This is a genomic window from Bradyrhizobium sp. PRIMUS42 (assembly GCF_023006515.1).
Taxonomy (GTDB): Bacteria; Pseudomonadota; Alphaproteobacteria; order Rhizobiales; family Xanthobacteraceae; genus Bradyrhizobium.
This window is the reverse complement of sequence record NZ_JALBGZ010000092.1, coordinates 1-13,414: the sequence shown is the minus strand read 5'-3', so window position 1 is coordinate 13,414 and position 13,414 is coordinate 1. Positions and strand designations below refer to the sequence as shown.

Annotated in this window: 12 protein-coding genes and 1 tRNA gene; 11 read left to right on the top strand and 2 right to left on the bottom strand. The window is 63.8% G+C overall.

The window, feature by feature from the left end; translation table 11 throughout:
* The 9 genes from MOV75_RS10670 to MOV75_RS10630 all read left to right on the top strand — a co-directional run.
* Positions 1-1,397, top strand: a 1,397-nt coding sequence (locus MOV75_RS10670) for an AMP-binding protein (protein ID WP_247005640.1), incomplete at its 5' end; no start/stop codon positions are given.
* A gap of 19 nt (positions 1,398-1,416) precedes the next feature.
* Positions 1,417-2,055, top strand: a complete 639-nt coding sequence (locus MOV75_RS10665; protein WP_247005637.1) for an RraA family protein — start codon at positions 1,417-1,419, stop codon at positions 2,053-2,055.
* 49 nt (positions 2,056-2,104) lie between these two features.
* Entirely contained in the window at positions 2,105-2,584 is a 480-nt protein-coding gene (locus MOV75_RS10660; protein WP_247005635.1) for a hypothetical protein, read from the top strand.
* 19 nt (positions 2,585-2,603) lie between these two features.
* Positions 2,604-2,975, top strand: a complete 372-nt coding sequence (locus tag MOV75_RS10655) for a cupin domain-containing protein (RefSeq protein WP_247005633.1) — start codon at positions 2,604-2,606, stop codon at positions 2,973-2,975.
* 44 nt (positions 2,976-3,019) lie between these two features.
* Positions 3,020-3,976: a tripartite tricarboxylate transporter substrate-binding protein gene (locus tag MOV75_RS10650; RefSeq protein ID WP_246920981.1), complete on the top strand. Its 957-nt coding sequence runs from the start codon at positions 3,020-3,022 to the stop codon at positions 3,974-3,976.
* A 97-nt stretch (positions 3,977-4,073) separates the two neighbouring features.
* Positions 4,074-4,150, top strand: a tRNA-Arg gene (locus MOV75_RS10645).
* 592 nt (positions 4,151-4,742) lie between these two features.
* Positions 4,743-7,304 carry an Ig-like domain-containing protein gene (locus MOV75_RS10640; RefSeq protein WP_247005631.1) on the top strand — a complete coding sequence of 854 codons (2,562 nt, stop codon included), beginning with the start codon at positions 4,743-4,745 and terminating at the stop codon, positions 7,302-7,304.
* 391 nt (positions 7,305-7,695) lie between these two features.
* Complete coding sequence (locus MOV75_RS10635; RefSeq protein WP_246920987.1) at positions 7,696-8,418, top strand: DUF2569 family protein; 723 nt, start codon at positions 7,696-7,698, stop codon at positions 8,416-8,418.
* Between the two features lie 175 nt (positions 8,419-8,593).
* Positions 8,594-9,733, top strand: a complete 1,140-nt coding sequence (locus tag MOV75_RS10630; protein WP_246920990.1) for an amidohydrolase/deacetylase family metallohydrolase — start codon at positions 8,594-8,596, stop codon at positions 9,731-9,733.
* A 12-nt stretch (positions 9,734-9,745) separates the two neighbouring features.
* Here the strand turns inward: MOV75_RS10630 and MOV75_RS10625 are convergent, their stop codons facing one another.
* Positions 9,746-10,891 (bottom strand): acyl-CoA dehydrogenase family protein, encoded by a 1,146-nt coding sequence (locus MOV75_RS10625; RefSeq protein WP_246920992.1) that lies wholly within the window; start codon positions 10,889-10,891, stop codon positions 9,746-9,748.
* Between the two features lie 126 nt (positions 10,892-11,017).
* On the opposite strand from MOV75_RS10625, the gene MOV75_RS10620 reads away from it, so the two are divergent.
* Positions 11,018-11,695 carry an alpha/beta family hydrolase gene (locus MOV75_RS10620; protein ID WP_246920993.1) on the top strand — a complete coding sequence of 226 codons (678 nt, stop codon included), beginning with the start codon at positions 11,018-11,020 and terminating at the stop codon, positions 11,693-11,695.
* Positions 11,696-11,698: 3 nt separating this feature from the next.
* Here MOV75_RS10620 and MOV75_RS10615 read toward each other — a convergent pair whose 3' ends face one another.
* A complete protein-coding gene (locus MOV75_RS10615) occupies positions 11,699-12,673 on the bottom strand; it encodes a ketopantoate reductase family protein (protein ID WP_309486791.1) in 975 nt (324 codons plus the stop codon).
* 152 nt (positions 12,674-12,825) lie between these two features.
* On the opposite strand from MOV75_RS10615, the gene MOV75_RS10610 reads away from it, so the two are divergent.
* The coding region (locus tag MOV75_RS10610; protein ID WP_247005630.1) for an enoyl-CoA hydratase-related protein at positions 12,826-13,414 on the top strand (589 nt) is incomplete at its 3' end.

Here is a 13,414-nt window from a genome sequence, read left to right as displayed (position 1 = left end):
GTGCCAACCGGCGCGCGCGGGCGTTCTCGGCCAAGGGCGTCAAGCCCGGCGATTTCGTTGCGATCGGATTGCCCAACGGCAACGCGTTCTTCGAGACCTCCTTCGCGGTGTGGAAGTGCGGGGCGACGCCGACCTCACTGTCATGGCGGCTGCCGCGCGGCGAAGCCGCCGCCGTACTCAACATTCTGAAGCCGGCGCTGGTTGTCGGCGGCGAGGCCGACTGGAACGCGCCGAACCGTCTCCCGGCTGATTTCGTGCCGCAAGGGTTTTCGGACGAGCCGCTCAATCCGCCGGTGGCACGCTACTGGAAGGCCATGACCTCAGGCGGCTCGACCGGGCGTCCGAAGGTGATCCTCGACCATCATCCGGCGGTGACCGACACTGTCGCCGCCCCGCCTCTCAACATGCCCGTCGGCGCCTCGCTGCTCAATCCCGGTCCGCTCTATCACAATGCGCCGTTCATCGTGTCGCATTACGCGCTGTTCACAGGCGGCCAGCTCACGGGTCTCGTCAAGTTCGATGCCGAGGAGACGTTGCGGCAGATCGAGCGCGAGCGCGTGCAATGGGTCAATTTCGTGCCGACCATGATGCACCGGATCTGGGCGCTGCCGGAGAGCGTGCGCAATGCCTACGATCTGTCGAGCCTGCAGACCGTTTTCCACATGGCAGCGCCGATGCCGCCCTGGCTGAAGGAGAACTGGATCGCCTGGCTCGGGGCTGACAGGATATGGGAGCTCTATGGCGGCACCGAGCGGCAGGGCGCCTGCATCATCTCAGGCACGGAATGGCTCACGCACAAGGGCTCGGTCGGCAAGATCGGCGAGACGGCGCGCCTTCGCATCATCGGCGAGGACGGCAACGACGTCGCGCCCGGTGAGACCGGCGAGATCTATTTCCTCAACAATGACGGCAAGGACGCCACCTATCACTATCTCGGCGCCGAGCCGAAGCGCCGCAGTGATGGCTGGGAGTCGCTCGGCGACATCGGCCGGCTGGATGCGGACGGCTATCTCTATCTCGGTGACCGCCTCGCCGACATGGTGCTGCGCGGCGGCGCCAACATCTATCCGGCCGAGGTCGAGGCCGCGGTCTCCGCGTGCCCCGGCGTGCGGTCCTGCATGGTGGTGGGATTGCCCGATCCGGAATTGGGCCAGCGCGTGCATGTCATCATCGAGCCGGAGGACGATGCCGATGGCCAGACCATCGCCGACAGCATGGCGGACTTCCTGCTCAGCCGCTACAAGCATCCCGAGAGCTTCGAGATCGTCAGCGCCCCGCCGCGCGATGATTCCGGCAAGGTCCGCCGCACGCTGTTGCGCGATGAGCGCGCAGCGTGGTTGAAGGAAGGGCGCGCCTTCCGGATTTGGCCGGCGAAGGCGCGGGCGCACGCCGAGTAAGAAGGAAGGACCGAAGGATATGACGATCACGATCGCTGCGAACAGCGTGCCGAAGCCGCCGGCCGAGATCATCGAAGGTTTTCGCGGAGCACCGACCTCTGTCATTTCAGACAATCTCGCCCGGCTGCCCGGCGCGGTGGGCCTGAAACCCTATCACCGCGGTGGCAAGCTGGTTGGCACGGCCTTCACGGTGCGTACCCGACCGGGCGACAATCTCGCGATCCACCGCGCGCTCGAACTGGTCGGTCCCGGCGACGTCATCGTGGTCGATGGCGGCGGCGACGAGACGCGCGCGCTGGTCGGCGAGATCATGAAGAACATCGCGCAATGGCGCAAAGCGGAAGGCTACGTCATCGACGGCGCGATCCGGGATGTGGCGGCCTTCGCAGCCGACGACTTTCCCTGCTATGCCCGCGCGGTAATTCACCGCGGCCCCTACAAGAACGGTCCCGGCGAGATCAACGTGCCCGTGACGATCGGCGGCAGCGTGATTGCGCCCGGCGACATCGTCGTCGGCGATGAGGACGGCGTGGTGTCGTTTCCTGCCGCGGGTGCCGCCGCGCTGCTGGACGCCGTCCGCGCCCAGGTCGCGCGCGAGGAGGAGACATTGAAGGCGATCCGCGAGGGCCGTTACCAGGGGTCGTATGGCAAGTCCTGAGCCAAGCGCGGCTTAGAGGCGGATCATTCCTTTATCGGCGGCCCTATGGATGGGCACCTGCGCGGATGCTGCCCCAAGAGCGGTCGTCAGCGATTGGGCTGTCGCAAAACTCGCGTTTCCCGCGGAAGTGACGCCTTGCGAGATCTACGAACGGACGGAAATTCTGGCCGAGCTGGAGCGTGTTCTGGCGGTCGTCGGTTATGATATCGAAGCCACGGGAAAGAAGGACAAGTACGGGCAGTTCAACAAGACGATGCAGGAGTGTCAGGTGCGCGAGGTCAGGGACTGGTCGATATTTGAAACGAACTGCGAGTTTGAAGTTGGGGCGTCCGGTAGCGCCCTGTTTCGCATGCGCGACAATCGAATGACCCTTTTTGGCGTTCTTAGTGGCGACCATCACGATAAAGACTATTGTCCGAAAGGCGGCTGCGACTACAAGGCTGGGCGTTGGTCCAGCGTATACGTGACCTTGAAGGGCGAGTTCAAAGATCGGCTTCTGACTGTCGTGAGCCAGTCTGCCGCAAAATGAACGCAGAAGGGAGAAGGGCGTGAGCCAGAAGGAAGAATTTCACAACATCGACGATCCCAGCGACGGGCTCTTCCGCGAGCTCGCGGCGGGGGTGACCACGCGCATCTTCTCCGGCGAGCAGGCGATGCTGTCGGTGGTGACGCTGGCGCCGCATGCGCAAGGCACGCTGCACCATCATCCCGAGGAGCAATGGGGCGTGCTGCTCGACGGCTCCGCCATCCGCGTCCAGGGTGACGAGGAGATTGCCGTGAAGAAGGGCGATTTCTGGCGCACCCCGGGCAATGTACCGCACACGATGCGCGCCGGCCCCGACGGCGCCCGGGTGCTGGACATCTTCAGCCCGCCTCGGCCAGAATACAAAAAAGCCGGGTCGGGTTTCGGCGCGACCTGAAGCGCCAAAGAGCAGAAGCCGGGCGCAACACAAGGGAGGGGACCATGACAATCACACGACGCACGCTGTTGGCCGCACCGGCCATCCTCGCGATGGCGCCGGCGGCAGCGCAGGCCGGCAAGATCACGCTGGTGGTGCCGTTTCCGCCGGGCGGATCGACCGATGCGATGGCGCGACTGCTCCAGAGCAATCTGCAAACCAGGCTTGGCCGCATCGTCGTGGTCGAGAACAAGTCCGGCGCCGCGGGCGCGCTCGGTGCGGCGCAAGTCGCCAAGAGCCCGGCGGACGGCTCGACCTTCCTGGTCACCTTCGATTCCCACGCGGTGATTCCGTCCATCCTCGACAAGCCGCCGGTCGATGTCGAGCGCGAGCTGATGCCGGTCCTGCTGATCGGCACCGCGCCTTACGTGATCGCGGCAGGTGCCGACCGTCCCTATAAGAGCTTTGCCGACGTCGTGGCGGCCTGCAAGGCGACGCCCGGTGCGGTGAAATATGCCTCCGTCGGCATCGGCACGCTTGGCCATCTCGCCATGACCGTGCTCGGCAGCAAGGCCGGCGTCGAGATCATGCACGTGCCCTATCGCGGCGGTGGGCCGGCGATGAACGACGTGCTCGGCGGTCATGTCGATCTCATCGCGGGCTCGGCGGCGCTGGTCGCCGCCCAGCTCGGCACCAACATGCTGCGTCCGATCCTGCAGCTCGGCCGCGAGCGGCTGCCGGCCCTGCCTGATACTCAGACCGCGATCGAGGCAGGCTTTCCGGACTTCGAGACGCTGGCCTGGTGGGGCATCTTCGCCCCCGCAGGCACGCCGCCGGACATCGTCGCAGCCTTCGCGGCAGCGTCCAAGGAGATCCTGAGCGAACCTGCGACCGCCACCCAGCTGAAGGAGACGCAGCACATGACGCTGCTGCTCCAGGACGGTGCCGCCTTCAAGACCTTCTTCGACAAGCAGGTCGCCTATTGGGGCAAGGTCGTGAAGGACAATAATATCAGGGCATAGCCGGCAGACTCCCGCAATCGCGGCGCGGAGGGCTTCCGGTCCCGTCGCCGCTTTGATATGAACGCCTCAAGGCAACCCGCCGACGAGCGGGTTCCGCGGTCCCGTAGCTCAGCCGGATAGAGCGACGGTTTCCTAAACCGTAGGTCGGAAGTTCGAGTCTTCCCGGGATCGCCAGTCTTTGTAGTCTCTTGCCAGTAATGAGTGTCCTGCCGCCACTCCCCGCCGACTGCAGGCATGCGGCCGCGGGTATGCTTGAGGCGGCACGCCGGATGCCATGGTCGCGTGGCTAGACGGCCCTCGGCAGATCTATCGAAAATCCGCGGAAATAATTCTCGTTCCGAGAGACGAGGTTCGAGCAGGCGTCCGCGACGTCCTTGTAGGCGGCGGCGCCGACTCGTGCGTGCAGCCGTCGTTGGTGATTTGGCGAAGTGAGGGCCTGCGACGTAGGACGCAATAAATATCGTGAGTGGCGGAGACCACAGGGCGTCGCCAATTTAAATGGCGAGCCGATCGAAATTAAATCATCATCATGAGTTTTCAGTTCGGCGATAATATTTAATTTGGGCGGCGGCAGGAACTGCGGCTGCGCGATTTAAAAACTCCATCCTCGGGTCAATGAATCGTCTCAAAAAAGGCGCGTGCGAATTCGAACACGCTCCTGATGGGGCGGCAAAGAACCAAGTCAAGTTGGACTGAGCCGCGACGTATCGAAACACCACGCGCATGAACTCAGTCTGCGCGTGCATTGCTCAGGGGATGAACAAACATGGCAATTGCTGGATTTCCAGACGCGAATAGCACCGGGCTTCCTGATGGCGTTATCCTGACTGCATCGGGCGACGTGACTGTCACTAAGGCTGGTACCGTCATCGACGCTCTCGATGTCAAAGGCACGATTTCGGTCCTGGCCGATAACGTCACGATTCAGAATAGCCGCATCACGTCCAGCGATTGGACAGGCATCTGGATCAAGGATGGCATTACAGGAACTGTCGTCAAGGATTGCGAAATTCTAAACGTCGGAAGTAGCCCTGATGGCGCGAACGGCATCGTCGGTTCCGGCACATTCCTGCGCAACGATATCCATGACGTGGAGAATGGTATCATTGTCACCGGGGCGAGCCTCGTCCAGGACAATTACATCCACGCCATGAATGCGCCGGATGTGCGTCTCGGCACGTCATTGGGTGGTCCGCATTACGATGGTATCGAGATCGACGGCGGCGTTTCAGACGTCGTCATTCGGCACAACACGGTCATCAACGAGAACAGCTACGTCTCGGCCGTGATGATCAATAATGACTTCGGTCCGGTTTCCAACATTCAGGTGGACGGCAACTATCTTGCGGGGGGCGGCTACACCCTTTACTCCGATGGCAGCTTCAGCAGCACCTACAAGATTTCCGGAGTCTCGTTCACCAACAACGAGCTTGGTGAGGGCAAGTGGGGGTACTATTACTTCAAGGGCAACACGCCCGTCCTGTCGAACAACGACGAACTGGGCACGGGATGGCAGACGTCTCCGACAACGCCCCCCTCAACCCCCGCTGTCCCGGCAGCGCCGACCATCTCATCCTGGTCACCCGATACGGGCAAGACTGGCGACGGCATCACCGACGTCAACAAGGTCAGCCTGCACGGGACCGCTGCCGCAGGCAGCATCGTTAAGGTCTATGACGGTTCGACCCAGGTTGGTTCGACGACTGCGACTTCGACCGGCAGCTGGGATTACATCACCCAGGTCCTGAGTGACGCGAAGCACACGCTGACGGCGACCGCGACCAACTCGTCCGGCCAGACCAGCGTGGCGTCGGCTGCACTGGCGGTCACTGTCGATACCAAGGCGCCGGCGGCGCCGACGGTCGCCAGCGATACTGTCGATAGCAGCAATCATGTGGTCGCATCCGGGAATGCCGAGGCGAACAGCACGATAAAGGTGTATGACGGCACGACGCAGGTCGGTACCGCAACGACCAACGCAAGCGGGGCGTGGGCGGTGACAACCGCCGCTCTGGCGGCAGGTACGCACGCTCTCACGGCGACCGCGACTGACGTCGCGGGCAACGTAAGTGCCCCATCCGCGGCTTTCGATTCCGTCATCCCATCGTCGGGTTCGTCCGGTACGGGTACCTCCGGCACGGGCACATCCGGTACAGGGACGTCGGGTACGGGCACATCGACCCCGACCCCGACCCCGACACCGCCCGCTGCGCCGAAGATCGCCTCGTTCTCCAGCGATACCGGCACCGCCGGTGATCACATCACCAGCGACAAAACGGTGACCCTGGCGGGGACTGCAGCTGCCAACAGCACGGTCAAAGTGCTCGACGGCACGACCCAGCTCGGCACCGCCACGGCGGATGCAAACGGAGCGTGGCACTACACGACCGTCGCACTGCCGGACGGCAAGCACAGCTTCACCGCAACCGACACGGTCTCTGGTGTCACCAGCAAGGCATCGACTGCGTTGGATGTCACGGTGGATAGCGCTGCCCCCGATGCTCCCGTCCTGTTGAGCGATCCAACCACGCATAACCGCGCAACGGTATCCGGTACGGCGGAGGCTGGGAGCTCGATCAAGCTCTATGAGGGCACGACCCTGCTCGGCACGACGACCGTTGCAAGTGACGGCGACTGGAGTGTGACGACCCCGAATCTCAAGCACGGGTCCCACACCTTCACCGCGACGGCCACTGACGCGGCCGGCAACACCAGCGCTTTGTCGCAGCCGATCGATCCGCCGATTGGCTCGCATGGCGGCACCAAGGACACCTCATCCGTCGAAGTTACCAATGTGCGCCCGCACTGGGATCACACCGCGACGATCAAGGGCACGGCCGATCCCAACAGCGAGATCAAGCTGTATGACGGCACGACCTCGGTCGGTTCGGCCACGACGGGTGCCGACGGCAAGTGGAGCTTCCAGACCTCCGACCTGTCGGGCAAGTCCCACGCCTTTACCGCGGAGCAGGTCGACACCACAGGCCATGTGGTCGGAACCAGCTCGGGCGAGGCGATCATCGGCTCGGGCCGCAGCAACACGCTGACCGGCACCACCGGCAACGATGTCATGGTGGGCAAAGCGGGTGCGGATACGTTCACGTTTGCGTCGAACTTCGGCCAGGACGTCATCAAGGACTTCGCTGCCCGTGGACCGGCTCACGACACGATCGAGTTCAGCAAGAGCGTGTTCGACAGCTTTGCGAGCGTTCTCTCCCACGCGGCCCAGTCAGGCCACGACGTCGTCATCGCGGCGGGGAGCGACAGCCTCACGCTGAAGAACACGCAACTCGACAAGCTGAACAGCCACGACTTCCACTTCGCGTAAGGAACGGCCAACCAAACAGACCAGTCTCAACTGTGTCGGAGGATCCCTTGGGGGATCCTCCGACAAGGCCACGACTGAAGTTGGACGGCGGGGTGATCCCCGCCTGCGAATCTCATTATCGAATCCCACTGCAGCCGACGCGCAATCGCGCAGAGCGGGCCATGAACGCATGGCAGCCGGCCTTGAAGGGACTCGGTCGGAGCGGACACTCATTATACCCCGCCAAGGGCTTCTTAAACTGTAGGTCGGAAGTTCGGGTCTTCCCGGGATCCCCATTAATCGACAGCTACGCGTCCCCATGCGCGCGCAGTGCTGGAATTCCGACCAATGAATTCTATCGTGACGTGTGCTGACAGTCGGTTAGAATTACGCCGGGTGCAGGGGCATTTGCATGACGGATTTATGGTACTACGCGGACGGCGGACAGCAGCACGGCCCGTTCTCGATTTCTGAACTGCTTCCGCTCCTCGCTGGTATCGCCGACCCTGGGCGTGTGATGGTCTGGCAGCACGGCTCCGCGGACTGGAAACCGGTCGAGGAGGTGCGCGAGATCGCGCTGCAGCTTTTTCAGCCGTCGCCGCTACCTCCGGCATCCCCGCAAGTTCAGGCCATTGGCGAGCCTGCCGTTCCCGCAGAAGATGCTACTGTGTTCAAGGATGCCCAGCCCGAATGGTCCGGCATCACCGGCTGGCTCGCGCTTCTGGCGATCGGCCAGGTGTTGGGCATCATGCGCCTCGTCTTCAGCGTCGGACAATATGTGCAGTCGATCACCGACGAGGTCTGGACGCAGTTTCCGACGGTCATCTGGAGTGAAATGCTGATAAACGCCGCCATGATCGGCTTCGCGATCTGGACAGCGGTGCTCCTGTTCAGACATTCTCGCAGGTTTCCAGCCTTCTTCATCGTGCAGATGATCTGCGCGGTGCTGATGCCCTACGTCGATCTCCTCTGCGTCGCATCGTTCTTTTCCGCCGCCCTGGATCGTCCTTTCGGCGATTTTTTCGTCATCGAAGCTCGACAGGTCGGACAAACAATTGTCGGTGCGGTGAGTGCCACGGTCTGGATAACGTACGTGCTTCGCTCCCGTAGGGTCGCGACTACGTTCACGAAATAAGCCACGTTACGATGCGCTGGAGCGGCTGAAGCGGGAGGCGCCGAGGCCGGATCGCAGGTTCAACAGGCGCCGACCGCGGCTGATTTGCCTCGTCGGCGCGAAAATTGCTAACAGATGCCCGGACCGGTAGCGCATCTTCCAGCCGGCCCGTGCCTGCCCCTATCCGGAGACCATGATGCCTTTCGACTTGATCCTGCGCGGTGGCCGCGTGGTTGACCCCTCCCAGAAGCTCGATGCCGTGACGGATGTCGCATTTTCGGGTGGCAAGGTCGCCGCTATCGGTACCGGGCTCAAGGCCGATCCCGGCACGGATGTGCGCGATGTCTCGAAATACATCGTGACGCCGGGACTGATCGATCTGCACACCCATGTCTATTGGGGCGGCACGTCGCTCGGCATCGATGCCGAGGAATTCTGCCGTCTCTCCGGCGTCACCACGGCGGTCGATACCGGCAGCGCCGGGCCCGGCAATTTCGCGGGCTTCCGCAAGCATGTGATCGAGCCGAGCCAGGTCCGCATCCTCGCCTATCTGCACGTCTCGCATGCCGGCATTTTCGGCTTCTCGCACCGGATCATGGTCGGCGAGAGCGAGGAGCTGCGGCTGATGAATCCGATCGAGGCGGCCAAGGTGGCCGATGCCAACCGCGATCTCATCGTCGGCATCAAGGTGCGCGTCGGCTTGCACTCCTCGGGCACGTCGGGAACGGTGCCGCTCGATATTGCGCTAGAGGTTGCCGACGAGGTCGGCATGCCCCTGATGGCGCATATCGACCATCCGCCGCCGAGCTATGAGGAGGTGCTGGCACGTCTGCGGCCTGGCGACGTGCTGACCCACGCGTTCCGTCCGTTCCCTAATACGCCGGCGACCGCGCAAGGCACGGTGAAGAAGGCGGTGCTGGATGCGCGCGAGCGCGGCGTGCTGTTCGACATCGGCCACGGCAAGGGCTCGTTCGCGTTCAAGACCGCGCGTGCCATGCTCGCGAACGGCTTCTATCCGGACACGATTTCCTCTGATATCCACCAGCTCTGCATCGACGGCCCCGCCTTCGATCAGGTCACGACCATGTCGAAATTCCTGTGCATGGGCATGGAGCTGTCCGATGTGATCGCCGCCTCGACGGAGAATGCCGCGATGGCGCTGCGCCGTCCCGAACTCGGCAGCCTCAAGCCCGGCAGCGTCGGCGACGCCACGCTTGTTACGGTCAGGCAAGGCCAGTTCGACTATGAGGACGTCGTCGGCGAGCATCTGATCGGCGACCGCAAGATCGTCTCCGAGGGCGTCGTCATCGGCGGCTGCTGGTGGCATCCGAATTGAGCGGCGACCTGATTACAGCGACCTCGCGATCAATAGCTTCATGATCTCGTTGGTGCCGCCATAGATCTTCTGGATGCGGGAATCGATGAAGATGCGCGAGATCGGGTATTCCTGCATGTAGCCATAGCCGCCGAACAGCTGGAGGCATTCATCGGCGGTCTCGACCTGCTTCTCCGAGCACCAATATTTCGCCATCGACGCCGTGACGGTGTCGAGGTCCCCGGCGACCAGCTGCTCGATGCACCAGTCGACGAAGACGCGCGCGATCATCGCCTCGGTCTTGCGCTCGGCGAGCTTGAAGGCGGTGTTCTGGAAATCCATCAGCGGCTTGCCGAACGCCTTGCGTTCCTTGGTGTACTCTGTGGTGAGCTTGATCGCCCGCTCCATCGCGGCGACGGCGCCGACCGCGAGCGCGAGCCGCTCCTGCGGCAATTGTTGCATGAGCTGGACAAAACCCTGGCCTTCCTCCTTGCCGAGCAGGTTTTCCGGCGGCACCGTGACATTGTCGAAGAACAGTTCCGAGGTGTCGGAGGCGTGCAGGCCGATCTTGTCGAGGTTGCGGCCGCGCTTGTAGCCGTCCGCGCCTGCGGTCTCGACCACGATCAGCGAGATGCCTTTTGCCCCGGCATCGCCGGTGCGCGCGACCACGATGACGAGATCGGCGGCCTGGCCGTTGGTGATGAACGTCTTCTGGCCGTTGATGACGTAGGAATTGCCCTGCTTCTTCGCCGTGGTCTTCACGGCTTGAAGATCCGAGCCGGTGCCGGGTTCGGTCATGGCGATGGCGCCGACCATCTCGCCTGAGGCCATCTTCGGCAGCCAGCGCTTCTTCTGCTCCTCGGAGCCGTAATTGAGGATGTAATGCGCGACGATGGCGCTGTGCACGGAGACGCCGGTCGTCAGCTCCGGCACCGTGCTCTCGAGATCGTCCAGCACCGCGGCGTCATAGGCGAAGGTGGCACCCAGGCCGCCATATTCCTCCGGCACGCTCGACAGCAGCGCGCCCATCTCGCCGAGCCCGCGCCAGGCGAAGCGGTCGACCATCTTCTGCTCGCGCCATTTCTCGGCGTGCGGCGCCAAATCCTTGGCAAGATATTTCCGGAACTGGTCGCGGAAGACATCGAGCTCTTCGGTCATCCAGGAGGAGCGGTAGGACATGGTCACCTCGGTTGATACGGCGTTCCGGCTTGGTAGGCCAGCTAGCTGCGGCAATTATTGTGTTTTCAGGCTGCACCGGTGACGCTACCAAGGCGATCGTAACAGCTTCTGTCGGGATGGTTGATTGTGGCTGGCAAAACAAAAGAGCTCAAGCTCGACATCGCGCGTATCGGCACCGTCTCCGCGATCTTGACGCAGCCTGACAACGCACGCGCCTGCTACGTGCTGGCGCACGGCGCGGGCGCCGACATGCGCCATTCCTTCATGGACAAGGTCGCAGTGGGCCTCGCGGAACGCGGCATTGCGACGTTCCGCTTCAATTTTCCCTACATGGAAGAAAAGAAGGGACGTCCCGACCAGCCAGCGGTCGCGCATGCCGCCATCCGCGTGGCGGTCGAGGAGGCGGCGCGGCTTTGCCCCGGCGTGCTGCTCGTCGCGGGCGGAAAATCGTTCGGCGGGCGCATGACTTCGCAGGCGCAGTCGCAAGCGCCGCTGGCAGGCGTGAAAGGGCTAGCCTTCCTCGGCTTTCCCCTGCATGCGGCCAAGAAGCCGTCGTCCGAGCGGGCCGAGCATCTCGCGGGCATTGCGATCCCCATGCTGTTCCTGCAGGGCACGCGCGATGAGCTCGCTGACCTCAGCTATCTCAAGCCCGTCATCGCAGCGCTCGGGCCGAAGGCGACCTTGCATGAGGTCGAAGGCGGCGATCATTCCTTCGCGGTGCTGAAGAAATCCGGCCGCACCTCTGAGGAGGCACTGACCGAAGTCCTCGACACGCTCGTGGCCTGGATCGACGGGCTCGCCTGAAGCTCACGCGGAATAGAGCCCCTTGTCGCGCGCCTTCTGGATCGCCAGCGCCGCGATCAGGTCGAGCGTCGGGGTCGACAGGCCGGCCGTGCGCGCGAAAGCGGCGGGGGCCCTGACCAGCACGTCGATCTCCATGGCGCGGCCAAGCTCGTAATCCTGCAGCAGTGAGGGCTTGTGGTTGGGGGCGGGGCCGCTCCGCGTCACGCGCTTGACCTCGGGAATGAAGTGCTGGGCGATGTCGTTGGCCTCGTTCAGCATGCGTGGAATGACGTCGGTAAACGCCGGATCGTCGCGTACGCCGCGCGCGGTCTGGCCGGTGAGCAGGCACAGCACCGAGAGCGACATGTTGGTCAGCAGCTTTGACCAGATCGCCTCGCGGATCTCGGCGACCGGCGGCGATTCCAGCCGGGCATCGTTGAAGACGCCGCGCAGCTTGGTGATCCGCTCGCAATTGCGGTCGTCGCATTCGCCGATCAGCAGACGGTTGCGGTCCGGGGTGAGGTTGTGCACGATTCCGGGCGCGGTCACCTCGTTGGAGGAGAAGACGACGCCGCCGATGATCCGCTCCTTCGGGATGCAGGCGCGCAGGCGCCCGCCGGGGTCGAGGAAGGAAATGTCCGGTGGCGTCGGATGCCGCGGCGGCAGGCCGATCCCGTACCACCAGGGAATGCCGTTTTGCGCAAACACGATGGCGGTATCGTCCTGGAGCAGTGGCTTGATGCTGGACACCAGCCCCGGCAGCGCGGTTGCCTTTAGCGTCGAGATCACGACGTCCTGCGGGCCGAGCTGCGCCGTATCGCCGGAGGCGTTCACCTTGGCGCTGACCTCGGAATCGCCGACGCGCAGCTTGAGGCCGCCTGCGCGCACCGCCTCGAGATGCGCCCCACGCATGACGCACGAGACCTCATGACCGGCGCGTGCCAGCCTGACCGCGATGTGGCTGCCGACGGCGCCCGCGCCGAAAATGCAGATGCGCATAATGATTCCGTCCTGTCCCTGGGTGCCATCGGGCGGCAGCATGACACAAGCCGCCATGCGATGGACGCGGCCGCCCCACGCTGGAAAGATATGGATCGGGACGCGTTGCCTCGGCCATAGTGCGTGCCAAGCAACTGACCGGAGGATCGCCGATGACTGCCAGCCCCGTCCTGTGGACCCTTGATGAGCGTGGGGTTGCGACCGTCACGTTGAACCGGCCGGAGGTCAACAACGCCTATGACGGCGCGCTGATCGCGGGCGTGCTCGCGGCCATGGACGATCTCGCCACGAAGCCGGCCTTGCGCGTCGTCGTGCTCCGGGGCAACGGCAAGCATTTCCAGGCCGGCGCCGACCTGAAATGGATCAACGGCGTGCGCCCGCAATCGGCGGAGGCGAACGAGGCGGCGTCGCGTGCGACCTTCGAGGCCGTGCAGCGGCTCAACACCTTGCCGATCCCGACGGTGGCGCTGGTGCAGGGCGGCTGCTTTGGCGGCGGCACCGGCGTGATCGCGGCCTGCGATGTCGTGATTGCCGCGGACAATGCGCTGTTCTCCATCACCGAGGTGCGCTGGGGCCTGACGGCCGCGATCATCATCCCGCAGCTCTGCGATGCCATTGGTGTCCGGCAAGTCCGCCGTTACGCGCTGACCGGCGAGCGTTTTGGCGCCGAGGACGCCCGCCGCATCGGTCTCGTCCACGAGGTGGTGCCGCTCGCCGAACTCGAGGCCGCAGGCCGCAAGG

Excerpts from the sequence above, each read along its gene's own strand:
- MOV75_RS10640 (WP_247005631.1), top strand. The coding sequence starts at position 4,743 with ATGGCAATTGCTGGATTTCCAGACGCGAATAGCACCGGGCTTCCTGAT.
- MOV75_RS10660 (WP_247005635.1), top strand. The coding sequence starts at position 2,105 with ATGGGCACCTGCGCGGATGCTGCCCCAAGAGCGGTCGTCAGCGATTGG.
- MOV75_RS10650 (WP_246920981.1), top strand. The coding sequence starts at position 3,020 with ATGACAATCACACGACGCACGCTGTTGGCCGCACCGGCCATCCTCGCG.
- MOV75_RS10635 (WP_246920987.1), top strand. The coding sequence starts at position 7,696 with ATGACGGATTTATGGTACTACGCGGACGGCGGACAGCAGCACGGCCCG.
- MOV75_RS10630 (WP_246920990.1), top strand. The coding sequence starts at position 8,594 with ATGCCTTTCGACTTGATCCTGCGCGGTGGCCGCGTGGTTGACCCCTCC.
- MOV75_RS10665 (WP_247005637.1), top strand. The coding sequence starts at position 1,417 with ATGACGATCACGATCGCTGCGAACAGCGTGCCGAAGCCGCCGGCCGAG.
- MOV75_RS10625 (WP_246920992.1), bottom strand. The coding sequence starts at position 10,891 with ATGTCCTACCGCTCCTCCTGGATGACCGAAGAGCTCGATGTCTTCCGC.
- MOV75_RS10615 (WP_309486791.1), bottom strand. The coding sequence starts at position 12,673 with ATGCGCATCTGCATTTTCGGCGCGGGCGCCGTCGGCAGCCACATCGCG.